Genomic DNA, 16,768 nt, shown 5'->3' on the forward strand with positions numbered 1-16,768 from the left:
CAAGCTAAAACGACTTCTGATGGAGTCGTTTTTTTGTTGGACAGAAACCTCTAGGGGTGGATCCTAGGGACTTTTTTATGGAGAAAACGTCCACTCTCGTCATTCGCTGAAAGAGTATCCGGAACCTGAATCGCAGCCAACTCGGAGAAGGGCATCCATGATTAGAGGAAGGTTCCGATGCCGACCTCGAAGCGTGGACAGGAGAAGTGTCGCTCGGTGCGGGAGGACGTTGCCGGGGAAACCAAACGACTTCAATTGAGAAGTCGTTTTTTAATTGAGAAGTCTTTTTTTATTTGGTCTCTTAGGAGTTTATCCTAGGGGCTTTTTTTATTAGGAAAACGTCTCCTCTCATCATTGGCTGAGTGGGAAAAGGAATTTTGGATTTCATCATAGAATATTATTTCTAAGTAAACAAAAAGGTGAACAAAGATAGAATACTAAACCGAAAGAAAAAAGATCGAAAGTGGAAAAGGAGGAGAAAATGCAAGGGGAGATTTCGCAGGTGAACGGTGTGTTACTCTGGCATCTTGGACAAGGTCAGGGTATCCCAATTGTGCTTATTCATGGTGGTCCAGGTGCATATGATTATTTAGCGCCAGTGGCTGACTTATTGGATAAAAGTCGTTTTCAAGTTATTCGATACGAACAAAGAGGAAGCTGGAGATCTGAGAAAAAGGGTCCTTATGATATTGCGACTTTTATAGAAGATTTAGAGCAATTAAGGATTTATTTAGGTCTTAAGAAATGGATTGTATGTGGACATTCTTGGGGTGCCTCATTAGCGTTAGCTTATTCCACCAAATATTATACGAGTGTTAAAGCACTAATTTATATATCGGGTACGGGAGTTAATCCCGCTTGGCATGCGGACTATCGTGTAAACAGACTCAATAGAATGAGCCCAGCTGACAGAGAAGAATATATTCATTTACGTTCCATCCTAGAAACATTGGAAGGAGCAGAAGGGGAACATACAAAAGATCGATTACGTGAACTGAGTATAAGAGCTGATTTATTTAATCAAGAAAATTTTGATAAACTTCCTCGTACTGATGGACAGTTTGTAAATAATAAAGTGAATCAAGAAATTGGTTCTGAATGTACTGAGTACTTTTTAAATGAGGAATTTCTTAAAGCCATTTCAACTCATAGTTTCCCATCTCTTTTTGTTCATGGAGGGACAGACCCACGCCCATATCAATACGTTTATGAGCTTGCTTCCAATATGAAAAACAGCGAATTTGTAGTGATTCCTAACGCTGGACATTATCCTTGGCTTGATCATCCAGTTGCTTTAGGGGAGCAGATTAACGAGTTTTTAGCTAAGAAAGTTTTGAGTGAACGATAATTTTCTATAATTTACTCTCCATTGTGGGGAGAATGTTGTCGAACAGCCATTGTCCATACATGTCTCTTCACAGTATGAAAGGGTGTAAAGCAGGCATTAAGTAATGACTGACTTTGAATTTTACTATATTATAGGCAATAGATTGTGGTACTAATGATGTGTAGTTTACAAAGAAGAGGTCCACATTATTGGTTAGGAGAAAACAAATTTATGCAGTCACCATATACATCACAATACACATCATACATCAAATAGATGGGATCTGAGGAGAGTATAATCATGAATGCTAGGCGCTTTTTGGGGAGAATAGGTCTATTTTTAGTGATCTATTTAGTTTTACTTTTTTATGTTGGAATACATGGTTGGTGGTATTTAAACGCACTTATCGAAGGCTTTAATGGGTTTCCATCGGTGATCTATTGGATTGTTTTTTCATTTATAGGACTTGCTTACCTTATAGCCATGCTTGGAAGAAAGGCGCTCCCTTATTCCCTTAGTCCTTTTTTTAAATACACCGGTGCACTTTGGTTAGCAGCGTTTCAATACAGTGTAATTTTACTTCCTATAGCAGACATAATGGTGGGTATACTCTCTCTTTTTTCTGCTCCACTACAGACTTCTGTTATTATATTAGGCACTATTGTGGTTATTGTCCTAACAAGCATCTTAATATTAGGGTCATGGAATGCTTGGAATCCAAAAATCCGTAAAGTTGAGATTACCGTACCAAAATCGGGAGGAAATATTGAATCTTTAAAAATAGCTGTAGCTTCTGATCTACACTTGGGAGTTATCGTAGGAAATAAGCATATCAAGCGTTTACTGAAGACCATTGAAATCATAAAGCCGGATTTAGTTCTACTTCCTGGGGACGTACTTGATGATGAGCTTAAACCATTTATCCATAAAAAAATGGCGGACACTCTACAGCATTTAAGAGCTCCATTAGGTGTATATGCGGTATTAGGAAACCATGAATATATTGGAGGCAATTCAAAAGAATATATATCTATAATGAAAGAAATCGATATTCAGGTTTTGACAGATGAAACGATTCTTATAGAGGATTCTTTCTATATTATAGGAAGAAAAGATCGTGCTGTGAAATCATTTGGTTTTAATCAAAGGGTCGAACTGTCAGAGCTTATCTCTACTCTTGATCAAAAAAAGCCCATCCTCTTGATGGATCATCAGCCCACGGATTTAAAGGAGCCTTCCGAGTTAGGGATTGATGTTATGCTTTCTGGGCATACTCATCGGGGTCAATTAGCTCCAAACCATTGGATTACACAAAGAATGTTTGAACTCGATTATGGCTACCTGCAAAAGGAATCTATGCATGCCATCGTGTCCTCAGGTTTTGGAACATGGGGACCGCCTGTAAGGATTGGAAGTCGCTCTGAAGTCGTGGAGCTAACGATACATTTTAATGGTACTAATTAATGTGTCCCCAATGGTGACACAACGTTAAAGAGAAAAAGTAAATAAATTAGCTCGTAGATTGATTTAAAATTGGATTTGAAAACATTTATTTTCAGACTATTTATAGCAAAACACGAACATTAAATGTTAAAAAACGAATGTTGAGTTAAACTAGCTTAATATTGTTCGGAAATTGTTGACGAGATAAAGTGTCTTTTGTTACACTAATCATGTACTTATGGTAAGGTTTTTTAACAATCGAATAGCCTCGTATAAAGTCGGGAATATGGCCCGAAAGTTTCTACCTAAAGACCGTAAAATCTTTAGACTACGGGGGAAAGAGAATCTAGGGTTCCACATTTTTCTGCAATGCGATTATCTCGCTGAAAACTGGTCGGTCCGAGCGATTCTAATAGGCTTGCTTAGATTAAAAGAAATGCTAAGAAAGAATGCAAATTCATTCTAGAGGATTTATTTAGTAAATTCCTCTGCGTTTTCTTTTAGTTTAAACAATTGCTGTCTATTACACCGAAGGGACAAAAACCCAGGCGGGTAGGTTTCTCTCATGCTTTAGAAATCTACCCGCCTTTTTTTAATGTGTTAAAGAAGAAAAAGCTTGTTTAGCAGTAAGGAGTAAGCAAGAAGCTGATAAGGGAGGAAGACAATGAAGAACTCAGTAGGTGTGATCATGGGAAGCACATCAGATTGGGAAACGATGAAGGAGGCTTGCCTTATTCTTGAGGAGTTAGAAATTCCGTATGAAAAGAAAGTGGTATCTGCCCATCGTACACCAGACGAAATGTTTGTATACGCTGAAACAGCGATTGAACGTGGAATAGAAGTCATCATTGCTGGAGCGGGGGGAGCTGCTCATCTTCCAGGAATGGTTGCCTCGAAAACCGAGCTTCCTGTTATCGGAGTTCCCGTTAAATCATCTACACTAAACGGAATGGATTCACTACTGTCTATTGTCCAAATGCCTGGTGGAGTACCGGTAGCCACTGTTTCCATCGGCAAAGCTGGGGCGATCAATAGTGCTCTTCTTGCAGCTGAAATTTTGGGTATTAAATATCCACAGATTCAAAAGAAACTGAAGGAGAGAAGGGATCAGATTAAGCAGAGAGTTATAGCAGAATCCGATCTTGATGCAGAATGATGAGTCATAAGTCTATTCTTCCTCCAGCCACTATTGGAATTTTGGGAGGCGGTCAGCTTGGCCGCATGATAGCGAATGAAGCAAGAGAAATTGGGTATCGGATCATTACTCTAGACCCTACACCAGATAGTCCTTGTGGCCAGCTTGCTGATGAACAAATTTTAGGGGCATTTGATGATCTTGCTGCTGCCCAACAGCTAGCGCAAAAAGCAGATGTTATAACGTATGAATTTGAGAATATAAGTCCAGAAATAGCCAAAGAGCTAGAGCAACACAGTCATCTTCCTCAAGGCTATCAATTGCTATACACAACACAAAATAGAGTAAGGGAAAAAAGAGCAATAGAAGCTGCTGGAGTCAAGGTTGCTCCATATGCTGTCATTGAATCCTATACAGATTTAGTTCAAGCAACGAACAAGCTAGGCTATCCTTGTGTGCTGAAAACTACAGAAGGCGGATATGACGGTAAAGGGCAGCTTGTTTTGCATTCTGCTGAGGATTTGGAACTTGCCAAGCAGCTGTTAAAGGAAGCTCAAATGACCCTTATTCTAGAAGCCTTTGTCCCTTACGTTAAAGAAATTTCAGTAATTGTGGCTAGAAACGGACGTGGGGATGTTCAAACATTTCCAGTGGCTGAGAACATTCACCAAGAGAATATCCTGCATGTTTCCATCGCTCCTGCTCGAATCACGCTAGATTACCAAGATCAAGCAAGACAGTTAGCATTACAGCTTGCTCAGCATGTTGAGCTTGTGGGACTATTGGCCATTGAGATGTTTGTTCTAGAGAACGGAGAAATCTACGTCAACGAGCTAGCACCTAGACCGCATAATTCAGGACATTATACGCAGCAGGGCTGCTATACAAGTCAGTTTGAGCAGCATGTTCGTGCTGTATGTAATCTTCCTTTAGGGTCTACTGAACTTTTACATCCTACGGTGATGGTGAACATTCTAGGTGAGCATGTCGAGCCTGTAAGGGAGAAAATGGCTCATTTTGATCCAGCTATTAAGACGCATTTTTATGGTAAAAAAGAGGCTAAAGTAAAGCGTAAAATGGGGCATCTTAACGTATCTAAGGGTAGCATAGCAGATTCATTAGCAGTGGTGAACGAGCTAGGCATTTGGCCACCAATAGAATAGGTTACGATTCCAAGAAATAACAGGTTACTATAACAAGCGTTTATTTGTCATATAATCCAAATTTAAACAAGTGTTTAAATCAAAATATATATTCGATAGTGATGTAAATAATGGAGGGCAGCAGACATGATAGAACGTTATTCAAGACCACAAATGACAGCAATTTGGACAGAGGAAAACAAGTTTAAAGCTTGGCTCGAGGTTGAAATTTTAGCCTGTGAAGCATGGTCTGAGCTAGGGCATATTCCTAAAGAGGATGTAGCTTTAATTCGCCAAAAGGCAAAATTCAATGTAACTCGCATCAAAGAGATTGAGCAGGATACGCGTCATGATGTGGTGGCTTTCACAAGAGCAGTGGCCGAATCACTAGGACCAGAATCAAAATGGGTACACTATGGTCTGACTTCTACTGATGTCGTCGATACAGCGTTAGGCTATCAGCTTAAGCAAGCGAATGAGCTTCTCCTTCAGGATGTGAAGAACTTCATAGAAATTCTAAAGAGTAAAGCGATTGAGCACAAATATACGGTAATGATGGGACGTACCCATGGTGTACACGCTGAGCCTACAACATTCGGTCTAAAGCTGGCTTTATGGTACGCCGAGATGAAGCGAAATCTTGAGCGTTTAGAGCATGCGGTCAAAACAGTGGCTTTTGGTAAAATGTCTGGGGCAGTAGGAACGTTTGCTAATATTGATCCTTTTGTTGAACAGTACGTCTGCGAAAAGCTAGGCATCCAACCAGCGCCTATTTCTACACAAACTTTACAGCGTGATCGCCATGCTCAATACATGAGTACATTAGCTCTAATTGCTACGTCTCTCGATAAATTTGCTACAGAAATTCGCGGGTTACAGAAAAGTGAAACAAGAGAGGTAGAGGAAGGCTTTGGTAAGGGGCAAAAGGGATCTTCGGCTATGCCTCATAAACGTAATCCGATCGGTTCAGAAAATATCTCTGGTTTAGCTAGGGTGATTCGCGGACACATGGTATCTGCTTACGAAAACGTGCCTTTATGGCATGAAAGAGATATTTCTCATTCTTCTGTGGAACGAGTTATCTTACCAGATGCAACTATCCTTTTAGATTACATGCTGAATCGCTTTGGCAGGATTATAGAGGACTTAAGCGTATTCCCAGAGAATATGAAGCGTAACATGGAGCGTACATTCGGATTAATTTATTCTCAGCGTGTCCTTTTGACGTTAATCAATAAAGGATTAAAAAGAGAAGAAGCCTATGATTTAGTACAATCGAAAGCGATGGAGGCTTGGGAGAAGCAAACATCCTTTAAGGAGCTTATAGAGGCTGAGGAAAAAATAACGGCTACACTTTCACAGGATGAAATTAACGAGTGCTTTAACTATGAGCATCATATGAAAAATGTAGATTTGCTGTTTGAACGTGTAGGCTTGCAATAGAGCTAGTAGGATCAATTAGGGCAGCAAGAGACACATGCTTAGAATACATTCACTCGGAGGAGCGAAAAAAATCATGACAAATGAAGGACAGGCAGCGGGTTTGCAGCAAAGTCAGTCTTGCGTGGTTCAGATAGGCACAGAGCAGGTTCAGGTGAGCAAACAAGAGCAACTCTATGAAGGTAAGGCAAAGAGAATTTATAAGACAACTCATCCTGAGCTATATTGGGTGGTTTATAAGGATGATGCAACAGCGTTTAACGGAGAGAAAAAAGCTCAGGTATCCAATAAAGGAATGCTTAACAACCTCATCAGTACGATTTTTTTTGAACAGCTTGCTCAAGCTGGAGTGAAGAATCACTTCGTTCAAGCGATTTCAGATCGAGAGCAAATTGTTCGTCAGGTGAGCATTATTCCGGTAGAGGTTGTCGTACGTAATATTGCTGCAGGCAGTATGGCCAAAAGACTGGGGATCGAAGAAGGTCAGCCTTTAGCCCATCCAGTCCTTGAGTTTTATTATAAGGACGATGCCTTGGGTGATCCACTGATTAATGACGATCATGTCTATATGCTCCAGTTAGCCAATGAACAGCAGATCAGCACAATGAAGGAGCTAGCCTTACAGGTAAACAGCATTTTAGTTCCATTCTTATTAGATAAAAAGATCACACTTGTTGATTTTAAGCTTGAGTTTGGTGTGGGTCAGGACGGGAACGTCATTTTAGCGGATGAAATCTCGCCCGATACATGCCGCTTCTGGGACTCAGAAACACAAGAAAAGCTAGATAAAGATCGCTTCAGAAGAGACTTAGGTGGAGTAGAGGAAGCATATCAAGAAATCTTACAAAGACTTGGAGGACAACAGCATGTATAAAGCTATTATTCATATCACATTAAAAGAGAGTGTTTTAGATCCACAGGGAAGTGCCGTCAAGCAATCCTTGCATTCTTTAGAATACGGAGAAGTACAGGACGTACGTATCGGCAAATTTATGGAGCTAGAGCTAGACGAGCAGGATGAGCAAAAGGCTCAGGCAAGAGTCACAGAGATGTGTGAAAAGCTTTTAGCTAATACTGTAATTGAAGATTATACGTTTAAACTAGAAAAGAAGTAATTTATCACATAACACAACCTATGGGAGGTTAACAAAATGAAGTTTGCAGTGCTTGTTTTTCCTGGGTCAAACTGTGACGTAGATATGTACCATGCAATTAAGGACGGGCTTCAGGAGGAAGTAGAATACGTTTGGCATCATGAGACAGACCTTAGCTCCTTCGATGCTATTCTTTTACCAGGTGGATTTTCTTACGGAGACTACTTACGTGCAGGAGCGATTGCTCGCTTTTCACCTGTCATGGGTGAGGTTGTGAAGGCGGCTGAGCAAGGGAAGTTAATTTTAGGAGTGTGTAATGGATTTCAGGTTTTATTAGAGGCAGGGTTACTTCCAGGAGCTATGAGAAGAAATGAAAGCTTAAAGTTCCGTTGCTTCCAAACGCCATTAAAAGTGGAGAATGCACAAACACCGTTCACTCGTGATTATACGCAAGGGGAAACGATCAGTATTCCTGTTGCTCATGGTGAGGGGAATTATTATTGTGATGAGCAGACACTTAAAGAGCTTGAAGCGAACAATCAAATCGTATTTCGATATGCTGAAAATCCTAATGGATCTCTTAAGGATATTGCCGGGATTACGAACAAGGCTGGGAATGTACTTGGGATGATGCCGCACCCAGAGAGAGCAATGGAGGAGCTTTTAGGTTCAGCAGATGGGAAGCGTTTATTTACATCAATTTTAGCCGCATGGAGGGAAAAGCATGTCACAGTATAAAGAACCAACTCCAGAACAGATTGAGGAGCAACGCATTTATACAGAAATGGGATTAACGGATGAGGAGTTTGAGCTAGTTAAAAAGCTTCTTGGTCGTCGTCCTAACTATACGGAAACGGGTCTTTATAGTGTGATGTGGTCAGAGCACTGTAGCTACAAAAATTCTAAACCAGTATTAAGTCGTTTCCCAACGAAGGGTGAGCACGTTCTTCAAGGACCTGGAGAAGGGGCAGGAATCGTTGATATTGGGGACGGACAAGCGGTTGTATTTAAAATTGAATCACATAACCATCCATCGGCGATTGAGCCTTATCAAGGAGCTGCTACTGGTGTTGGCGGTATTATCCGTGATGTCTTTTCAATGGGAGCACGTCCAGTTGCTTTATTAAACTCCTTACGCTTTGGCGAGCTTCAATCCCCGAAGGTACGTTATTTATTTGAGCACGTAGTTGCAGGGATTGCTGGATATGGAAACTGTATCGGTATCCCTACAGTAGGGGGAGAGATTTACTTCGATCCTTGCTATGAAGGAAATCCATTAGTGAATGCAATGTGTGTAGGTTTAATTGACCATGACAAAATCCAAAAAGGTGTAGCAAAAGGAATCGGCAACCCAGTTATGTACGTGGGGGCAAGCACGGGTCGTGATGGAATCCATGGAGCCACCTTTGCTTCAGAGGAGCTAAGTGAGGAATCGGAGGCAAAACGTCCTGCTGTGCAAGTAGGAGATCCATTTATGGAGAAGCTATTATTAGAGGCTTGCTTAGAGCTCATTGAAACAGGAGCTGTTCAAGGGATTCAGGATATGGGAGCTGCTGGCTTAACCTCCTCCAGCTCTGAGATGGCCAGCAAAGCAGGGAACGGAATTGAAATGAATTTAGACCTTGTCCCACAACGTGAGACTGGGATGAGTGCTTATGAAATGATGCTTTCAGAATCTCAAGAGCGTATGCTTGTTGTGGTTGAGCAGGGTAGAGAGCCTGAAGTGGAGGAGATCTTCAAGAAATGGGGTCTTCATTCAGCGATTATCGGTAGGGTAACGGATGACGGCATGCTTCGCTTAAAGCATCATGGAGAAGTAGTGGCCGAAGTTCCGGTGGATAGCTTAGCAGAGGATGCTCCAATTTACCATAAGCCTTCAAGTGTTCCTGCTTATTATACAGAGTTTCAAGCACAGGAGACTAAGGAGCCAGCTGTTGACGATGTAAAAGAAACATGGCTAAAGCTTATGGCTGCCCCGACAATCGCGAGTAAAGAATGGGTTTATGACCAATATGATCACATGGTACGGACAAACACGGTCCTTTCTCCAGGTTCTGACGCTGCTGTTATTCGTATTCGTGATACGAAGAAAGCCTTGGCAATGACAACGGATTGTAACTCAAGATATATTTATCTTGATCCCGTTGTGGGTGGAGCTATCGCAGTGGCAGAAGCAGCTCGTAATGTTGTCTGCTCGGGAGCTAAACCACTAGCTATTACTGACTGCTTGAATTTTGGTAGCCCAGAAAATCCAGAGATCTTCTGGCAGTTTGAAAAGGCAGCAGAAGGAATGAGTCAGGCCTGCTTGCATTTGAACACGCCGGTAATTGGCGGAAACGTAAGCTTTTATAATGAGCGTAGTGGAATGGCAGTGTACCCTACACCAGTTGTGGGAATGGTAGGGTTAATAGAGGATACAAAGCATATTACAACTCAAGGATTTAAAAATGCTGGAGATACACTTATTTTACTAGGTCAAACACTAGCTGAATTTGGTGGTAGTGAGCTACAAAAGCTTGTTGAGGGTACAATTTCTGGTAAACCTCCTGTATTGAATTTAGATCAAGAGCAGACGATTCAGCAATTCACTTTGTCTGCGATTCAAGAAGGTGTGATTCAATCAGCTCATGATCTTGCGGAAGGTGGGTTAGCGGCTACTGTAGCTGAATCGTCCATTAGTGGTGGAAAGGGTGCAACTATTGAGGCTTACTACGACGGATCAGTGATCTCCTTCTTGTTCTCTGAGTCACAATCAAGAATTTTATTGAGTGTAGCGGATGAGTATACGGCTGCTCTTTTAGAAAAAGCAGAAGTAGCAGGTATCCATGCTCGGGTTATTGGTCACGTTACTGAAGATGATCAAGTAAGCGTTTCTGTAAATGAAAAACAGATTGTGTCCGTAACAGTAAATGAGTTAAAAGCAGCTTGGAAGGATGCGATTCCATGTCTTATGAAGTAATGCATGATGACTTTATGCTTGATAAGTTAAATGAAGAGTGTGGCGTGTTCGGTATTTACGGGCATGCCCATGCTCCAGATTTAACGTATTATGGACTACACGCCTTGCAGCACCGTGGACAAGAAAGTGCTGGAATTGTAGCTTCGACGGGAGAGCAATTTCTTTCGCATAAAGGAATGGGGCTTGTGACTGAGGCTTTTGCGAACAATGCTTTGGAGAAGCTGAGTGGAAAGCATGCTATAGGCCATGTTCGTTACACGACTGCTGGTGGGAGTCAGCTTGTGAATGCTCAGCCCCTTATTTTTAAATACAAGGCTGGCAATCTGGCCTTAGCTCATAACGGTAATTTAGTGAATGCGAATCAAATTCGCAGTCATTTAGAGCGCCAAGGCTCCATTTTCCAAACAACAAGTGATACAGAGGTTATTGCCCATCTAATTGCACGCTCTGGTTATGACAGAATTGAGGACTCTATCAAAGAGGCGTTAAGCATGATTAAAGGCGCCTATGCCCTGTTATTCTTAACTGAGAATAAGCTAATTGCTGCTTTAGATCCAAATGGACTGAGACCTTTATCTTTGGGGAAAATCGGGGATAATTATGTCTTTTCTTCTGAAACCTGTGCCTTCGATGTAGTTGGAGCGGAGTATATTCGTGAGGTTGAGCCAGGGGAAATGATTATTGTAGATGAAGATGGACTTCATTCGGAACGTTTTACCCAACAGACGCAGCGCTCAATTTGTAGCTTTGAATATATTTACTTTGCTCGTCCTGATAGTAATATTGATGGGATTAATGTTCACCAAACGCGTAAAGAGCTAGGAAAAAAGCTTGTTCGAGAATTTCCAATTGAGGCGGACGTGATTACTGGAGTTCCTGATTCAAGTATTTCAGCTGCCATTGGTTATGCTGAAGAATCTGGCATTCCATATGAATTGGGCTTAATCAAAAACCGCTATGTTGGACGTACGTTTATTCAACCTAACCAAGAACTACGCGCACAAGGGGTTAGAATGAAGCTCAGTGCAGTGCGTAAGGTAGTGGAAGGAAAACGTGTGGTGATGATCGATGATTCGATTGTTCGAGGGACAACTAGCGGAAGAATTGTTAATATGCTACGCGAAGCAGGGGCAAAGGAAGTTCATGTGCTAATTAGCTCTCCTCCTGTTATGAACCCATGCTTTTATGGGATTGATACGTCAACACGTGAGGAGCTTATTGCAGCGACAAAAACGGTTGAAGAGATTCGTGAATTTATCGGAGCAGACAGTTTAGGCTTCTTAAGTGTTGAAGGCATGATTGATGCGATTGGTCGAGAGGACCATGCTCCAAATAACGGACATTGTGTAGCTTGCTTTACAGGACAGTATCCAACGGAAATCTATCCAGATACAGCAAACTGTGTTGATAAATAACCAACTGTGTTGTTCAATTACGAAATGCTGTTGCCATGAAATATCTAGACAATAGTTGAGAAACGATTATAGGTAAAAACCATACGGTGTAAGGAGTGGCCAAAATGAGTGAAGCTTATAAACAAGCAGGGGTAGATATCCACGCTGGATATGAGTCTGTTGAACGGATAAAAAAGCATGTACAGAAAACAATGCGATCTGAGGTGCTTTCTGGTATAGGTGGCTTTGGGGCTATGTTTGAGCTTCCGGTGGACCGCTTCAAGCGCCCTGTCCTTGTTTCAGGGACAGATGGAGTCGGAACAAAGCTAAAGCTAGCTTTTACACTGGATAAGCATGACACAATTGGCATTGACGCTGTAGCGATGTGTGTCAATGATATTGTTGTACAAGGGGCAGAGCCCCTTTACTTTTTAGACTATGTAGCTTGCGGAAAGCTTGATCCTGCTCAGGTTGAAGGGATTGTCAAAGGGATTGCTGACGGCTGTCAGGAGGCAGGCTGTGCTTTAATTGGTGGAGAAACGGCGGAAATGCCTGGGTTTTATCCAGATAAAGAGTATGATGTAGCTGGTTTTACTGTAGGTGTCGTAGAAAAAGATAAGATCATCAGCGGTCAAAGCATTGAGCCAGGTGACTTACTCATTGGCTTACCATCAAGTGGTATTCATAGTAATGGATTCTCCTTGGTTCGAAAGCTTCTTGTTGATTCAGGAAAGTTTAACCTAGCTACTCCCATTAAGAAGCTTATCGAGACAGATGAATATGGAGAGGTAACCCTTGGGGATATTCTACTTACACCAACACGTATCTATGTCAAACCTATCTTAAAGCTGCTAGAGCAGTTTGAGGTGAAAGGGATGGCTCATATCACAGGTGGAGGCTTTTATGAAAATATTCCACGTATGCTACCTGAGCAATGTGAAGCTGAGATTGATGTAGGCTCATGGCCAATTCCAGCTATTTTTAAGCTTCTACAGCGTGAGGGAGAGCTAAGTGATCAGGATATGTATAACACGTTTAATATGGGAGTCGGATTTGTTATAGCGGTTAAAAATGAAGACGCCATTGAAGTGCTGAACTTCCTAGAGTCTATTGGGGAAAAAGCCTATCTAATGGGACGTATTCAACAAGGCTCCGCAGGCATTCATTTAGCAGGTTTAGCTTATGACGAAGGTAAGGAGTAGTAGGGGATGGGTAAAGTAGCCGTTTTTGCTTCTGGCAGTGGAAGTAATTTTGAAGCGATTATGCAAGCTTTTCATAACCACAAAGAGGTTAAACCTGCCTTGTTGGTTTGTGACCAGCCAGAAGCATATGCTATTCAGAGGAGCGAGAAGTGGCAGGTTCCTGCGTTTGTTTGCTCTCCAAAGCTCTATGCTTCTAAGCAGGAGTATGAGGAAGCGATTCTTAGACAGCTAGAGGAAAAGCAAATTGAATATATTGTGTTAGCAGGGTATATGCGTTTGATCGGTCCAACTCTGCTAAAGGCATATAGAAACCGGATTATTAATATTCATCCTTCTCTGCTTCCGGCATTTCCAGGTAAGGATGCGATTGGACAAGCTTTTGCTAGTGGGGTGAGAGTTACTGGAGTAACGGTTCATTTTGTGGATGAAGGAATGGATACAGGCCCCATTATTGCCCAAGAAGCACTGGCAATAGAGATAGATGATACAAAGGACACCCTAACTAAGAAAATTCAAGAGGTAGAGCATAGGCTCTATCCTCGTGTTATAGAAGCATTTGTTTTGAGACTAATACATGTGGAGGAGGGAAAAGTCATATGGGAAACAGCGTGAAACGTGCGTTAATTAGCGTATCAGATAAGACGGGTGTGTTGGAGCTAGCACGTGAGCTTGAGCAGCTTGGAGTTGAAATCATCTCGACGGGTGGAACGGCTAAGCTTTTAGAGGAATCCGGGGTAAAGGTCACAGGAATATCCGAGGTAACGGGTTTTCCTGAAATCATGGATGGCCGAGTTAAAACACTTCATCCAAATATTCATGGCGGTTTATTAGGGGTTCGTGATCTATCTGAGCATCAACAGCAGATGGAGGAAAACGGGATTAAGCCTATTGATTTAGTTATCGTAAATTTATACCCCTTTGCTGAAACGATTGCAAAACCGGATGTTACGTTCAAGGATGCGATTGAAAATATAGATATTGGCGGTCCGTCCATGCTACGCTCAGCGGCTAAAAACCATGCCTATGTTACTGTGCTCGTTGATCAGCAGGACTATGCCCAAGTACTTTCACAGCTTAAGCATACGGGTGAGGTAGAAGCGTCAACTCGTCAGCGTTTGGCAGCTAAAGTGTTTAGACACACGGCAGCTTATGACAGCATGATCGGAGAATACCTGACTCAGCAGGTGCTCGAGCAGCAAGACGTAACAAGCCAAGGTATGGAAAGTAGTAGTGAAGCTCAAAACCTTGCAGATAGTGAGCTTGTTAAGGAACAGTACCATACGGAAAAGCTAACTGTTACATTTGAAAAAGTTCAGGATTTACGTTATGGAGAAAATCCTCATCAAAAGGCTGCTTTCTATCGATTGCCTCAGGCTGTCCCTAGTACAATTAGTCAAGCAGAACAGCTACATGGCAAGGAGCTTTCCTACAACAATATTAATGATGCTGACGCAGCATTAAGTATTGTACGTGAGTTTAAACAGCCAGCAGTGGTGGCCGTTAAGCATATGAATCCTTGTGGTGTTGGAATCGGAGCTACAATTGAAGAAGCGTTTGATAAAGCGTATGAGGCAGATCCAGTGTCTATCTTTGGTGGTATCGTAGCAGCTAATCGAGTAATTGATGAGCAAACGGCATTAAAGCTAAGTGACATTTTCCTTGAAATCGTTATGGCTCCTGACTTTACTCCTGAAGCGTTAAGCCTTTTACAAAAAAAGAAAAACATTCGCTTGCTGAAAATGGGAGAAATCTCTGCATTCACCGAGCCGTTCTCGCGTTATCAAACAGTTGCTGGAGGGCTCCTGGTTCAGGATCAGGATATCCTAGAGATCGAAGCGGATCAGCTGCAGGTTGTGACAGAGCGCGCTCCTTCTAACGAAGAGCTTGAACAGCTATTATTTGCTTGGAAGGTCGTTAAGCATGTAAAATCTAACGCGATTGTGCTAGCGAAGGACGGTCAAACGATTGGTGTGGGTGCGGGGCAAATGAACCGTGTAGGCTCAGCAAAGATTGCTATTGAGCAGGCTGGTGAAAAAAGTAAGGGCTCTGTTCTATCCTCTGATGCCTTTTTCCCAATGGGAGATACGGTACAGACAGCGGCAGCAGCAGGTGTTACGGCTATTATCCAGCCTGGAGGCTCGATTAAGGACGAAGAGTCTATTCAGGAAGCAAATAAGCATGGGATTGCCATGGTGTTTACGGGTGTGAGACACTTTAAACATTAGTTAATATATAGGAATTAGGAGGTAGCTCATGAAAGTACTAGTGATTGGTCAAGGAGGACGTGAGCATACGATCTGTTGGAAGCTCAAGCAAAGCAATAAGGTCAGTGAGGTGTATTGTGCTCCCGGTAACGGTGGAATTGGCTCTATCGCTGAAATTGTACCGATTAAGGAAAGCCAAGTCAATGAGCTTATCCAGTTTGTGCAGGAGAAGCAGATTGACCTTACCTTTGTAGGACCGGAACAGCCTTTAACTGAAGGGATTGTCGATCAGTTTGAAAAGGCAGGCTTAAAAATCTATGGTCCTCATCAATCGGCAGCAGTCATAGAGGGAAGTAAGTCCTTTGCTAAGGAGCTTATGAAAAAATACCATATCCCGACAGCAACCTATGAGGTATTTACCACGGAAAACGATGCGATTCGTTATCTTGAACAGGAACAAACGAAGGCTCCAATTGTAATTAAAGCGGATGGTTTAGCAGCAGGAAAAGGGGTTGTCGTCGCTCAAACAATGGAGGAAGCTAAGCAGGCTGTTCATGACATGATGGGTGAAGCTAAGTTTGGAGAGGCTGGCTATCAGGTTGTCATCGAGGAGTTTTTACAGGGTGAAGAGCTATCCCTAATGGCCTTTGTTGACGGAGAAACTGTCCTACCTATGGTACCTGCACAGGATCATAAGCCCGTTTTTGATGGAGATGAAGGTCCTAATACAGGTGGAATGGGGGCCTATTCACCAGTTCCGCAGTTTGGAGAAAAAGATGTGGAGCAGGCTGTAAAAACAATCCTGCTTCCGACAGCTAAAGCGATGGTAGCTGAAGGTAAGCCGTTTCGAGGTATTCTGTACGCTGGCTTGATGATGACAGCAGAAGGAGCAAAGGTTATAGAGTTTAACGCTCGCTTTGGTGATCCAGAAACCCAGGTTATTTTACCAAGATTAGAAACGGATTTAGTAGAAGTTATTGAGGCTTCTTTAGATGGGACGCTTCATAAGCTAGAGCTAGAATGGTCAGAGGATAATGTGGTTACTGTTGTTTTAGCCTCACCTGGATATCCTCAGGATTATCCTAAAGGTCTTGAAATCACTGGAGTTGAAAAAGCGCAAGAACAGGAGAATGTTTTCTTGTTTCATGCAGGAACGAAGCTAGAGAAGGAAAGCCTCGTTACTTCTGGGGGACGAGTCATTAATGTGACGGCAAAGGGCTCCTCTTTAAAGGAAACGAGAGAGAAAGTATATAAAGCTGTTGACCTAATCAAATTTGAGGGTGTACATTACAGGAAAGACATTGCTCAAAAGGCCATGAATTTCTTTGGTAACCTTGTTCAAAAAGCTCAAGAGGAATAGAGCTTTACAGAGCTTAACAAAGCTTAATCTAGTAGAGGAGCTTACAATATATAGAAAGCTCTTAGCAG

The 16,768-nt window shown here is 42.1% G+C and carries 14 protein-coding genes and 1 riboswitch; all 14 genes read left to right on the plus strand.

Annotated elements, in window-relative coordinates; translation table 11 throughout:
• Nucleotides 1-481 precede the first annotated feature (481 nt).
• Complete coding sequence (locus J2S11_RS15310) at nucleotides 482-1,348, plus strand: alpha/beta fold hydrolase (protein WP_307395994.1); 867 nt, start codon at nucleotides 482-484, stop codon at nucleotides 1,346-1,348.
• 279 nt (nucleotides 1,349-1,627) lie between these two features.
• Nucleotides 1,628-2,791, plus strand: coding sequence for a metallophosphoesterase (locus J2S11_RS15315; protein WP_307395996.1), 1,164 nt, complete (start codon nucleotides 1,628-1,630; stop codon nucleotides 2,789-2,791).
• A 227-nt stretch (nucleotides 2,792-3,018) separates the two neighbouring features.
• Nucleotides 3,019-3,121, plus strand: a riboswitch (purine riboswitch).
• Between the two features lie 313 nt (nucleotides 3,122-3,434).
• A complete protein-coding gene (purE, locus tag J2S11_RS15320; protein WP_307395998.1) occupies nucleotides 3,435-3,926 on the plus strand; it encodes a 5-(carboxyamino)imidazole ribonucleotide mutase in 492 nt (163 codons plus the stop codon).
• Nucleotides 3,923-5,068, plus strand: a complete 1,146-nt coding sequence (gene purK, locus J2S11_RS15325) for a 5-(carboxyamino)imidazole ribonucleotide synthase (protein ID WP_307396000.1) — start codon at nucleotides 3,923-3,925, stop codon at nucleotides 5,066-5,068. Before purE ends, purK begins: the two co-directional genes overlap by 4 nt.
• Nucleotides 5,069-5,194: 126 nt before the next feature.
• On the plus strand, nucleotides 5,195-6,490 hold the full coding sequence (purB, locus tag J2S11_RS15330; protein ID WP_307396002.1) for an adenylosuccinate lyase: 1,296 nt from the start codon (nucleotides 5,195-5,197) through the stop codon (nucleotides 6,488-6,490).
• Nucleotides 6,491-6,641: 151 nt separating this feature from the next.
• Entirely contained in the window at nucleotides 6,642-7,361 is a 720-nt protein-coding gene (purC, locus tag J2S11_RS15335; protein WP_307396141.1) for a phosphoribosylaminoimidazolesuccinocarboxamide synthase, read from the plus strand.
• On the plus strand, nucleotides 7,354-7,602 hold the full coding sequence (gene purS, locus J2S11_RS15340) for a phosphoribosylformylglycinamidine synthase subunit PurS (protein ID WP_307396003.1): 249 nt from the start codon (nucleotides 7,354-7,356) through the stop codon (nucleotides 7,600-7,602). The genes purC and purS overlap by 8 nt, the downstream gene beginning before the upstream one ends.
• Before the next feature lie 36 nt (nucleotides 7,603-7,638).
• Nucleotides 7,639-8,319, plus strand: a complete 681-nt coding sequence (gene purQ, locus J2S11_RS15345; protein WP_307396005.1) for a phosphoribosylformylglycinamidine synthase subunit PurQ — start codon at nucleotides 7,639-7,641, stop codon at nucleotides 8,317-8,319.
• Nucleotides 8,306-10,540: a phosphoribosylformylglycinamidine synthase subunit PurL gene (gene purL, locus J2S11_RS15350; RefSeq protein WP_307396006.1), complete on the plus strand. Its 2,235-nt coding sequence runs from the start codon at nucleotides 8,306-8,308 to the stop codon at nucleotides 10,538-10,540. Before purQ ends, purL begins: the two co-directional genes overlap by 14 nt.
• Nucleotides 10,540-11,955, plus strand: a complete 1,416-nt coding sequence (purF, locus tag J2S11_RS15355) for an amidophosphoribosyltransferase (protein ID WP_370875543.1) — start codon at nucleotides 10,540-10,542, stop codon at nucleotides 11,953-11,955. Before purL ends, purF begins: the two co-directional genes overlap by 1 nt.
• 104 nt (nucleotides 11,956-12,059) lie before the next feature.
• Nucleotides 12,060-13,136: a phosphoribosylformylglycinamidine cyclo-ligase gene (gene purM / locus J2S11_RS15360; RefSeq protein WP_307396008.1), complete on the plus strand. Its 1,077-nt coding sequence runs from the start codon at nucleotides 12,060-12,062 to the stop codon at nucleotides 13,134-13,136.
• A gap of 6 nt (nucleotides 13,137-13,142) precedes the next feature.
• The gene (gene purN, locus J2S11_RS15365) at nucleotides 13,143-13,748 is read left to right on the plus strand and encodes a phosphoribosylglycinamide formyltransferase (protein ID WP_307396009.1); all 606 of its coding nucleotides are present in this window, start codon (nucleotides 13,143-13,145) and stop codon (nucleotides 13,746-13,748) included.
• On the plus strand, nucleotides 13,733-15,361 hold the full coding sequence (purH, locus tag J2S11_RS15370; RefSeq protein ID WP_307396010.1) for a bifunctional phosphoribosylaminoimidazolecarboxamide formyltransferase/IMP cyclohydrolase: 1,629 nt from the start codon (nucleotides 13,733-13,735) through the stop codon (nucleotides 15,359-15,361). The genes purN and purH overlap by 16 nt, the downstream gene beginning before the upstream one ends.
• 28 nt (nucleotides 15,362-15,389) lie before the next feature.
• Entirely contained in the window at nucleotides 15,390-16,700 is a 1,311-nt protein-coding gene (purD, locus tag J2S11_RS15375) for a phosphoribosylamine--glycine ligase (protein WP_307396011.1), read from the plus strand.
• Nucleotides 16,701-16,768 lie beyond the last annotated feature (68 nt).

Origin of the sequence: Bacillus horti (assembly GCF_030813115.1) — a bacterium.
Lineage (GTDB): Bacteria > Bacillota > Bacilli > Caldalkalibacillales > JCM-10596 > Bacillus_CH > Bacillus_CH horti.

Bases quoted from the DNA above. Each gene is read 5' to 3' on its own strand.
- J2S11_RS15310 (WP_307395994.1), top strand. From the start codon at position 482: ATGCAAGGGGAGATTTCGCAGGTGAACGGTGTGTTACTCTGGCATCTT.
- J2S11_RS15315 (WP_307395996.1), top strand. From the start codon at position 1,628: ATGAATGCTAGGCGCTTTTTGGGGAGAATAGGTCTATTTTTAGTGATC.
- purE (WP_307395998.1), top strand. From the start codon at position 3,435: ATGAAGAACTCAGTAGGTGTGATCATGGGAAGCACATCAGATTGGGAA.
- purK (WP_307396000.1), top strand. From the start codon at position 3,923: ATGATGAGTCATAAGTCTATTCTTCCTCCAGCCACTATTGGAATTTTG.
- purB (WP_307396002.1), top strand. From the start codon at position 5,195: ATGATAGAACGTTATTCAAGACCACAAATGACAGCAATTTGGACAGAG.
- purS (WP_307396003.1), top strand. From the start codon at position 7,354: ATGTATAAAGCTATTATTCATATCACATTAAAAGAGAGTGTTTTAGAT.
- purQ (WP_307396005.1), top strand. From the start codon at position 7,639: ATGAAGTTTGCAGTGCTTGTTTTTCCTGGGTCAAACTGTGACGTAGAT.
- purL (WP_307396006.1), top strand. From the start codon at position 8,306: ATGTCACAGTATAAAGAACCAACTCCAGAACAGATTGAGGAGCAACGC.
- purF (WP_370875543.1), top strand. From the start codon at position 10,540: ATGCATGATGACTTTATGCTTGATAAGTTAAATGAAGAGTGTGGCGTG.
- purM (WP_307396008.1), top strand. From the start codon at position 12,060: ATGAGTGAAGCTTATAAACAAGCAGGGGTAGATATCCACGCTGGATAT.
- purN (WP_307396009.1), top strand. From the start codon at position 13,143: ATGGGTAAAGTAGCCGTTTTTGCTTCTGGCAGTGGAAGTAATTTTGAA.
- purH (WP_307396010.1), top strand. From the start codon at position 13,733: ATGGGAAACAGCGTGAAACGTGCGTTAATTAGCGTATCAGATAAGACG.
- purD (WP_307396011.1), top strand. From the start codon at position 15,390: ATGAAAGTACTAGTGATTGGTCAAGGAGGACGTGAGCATACGATCTGT.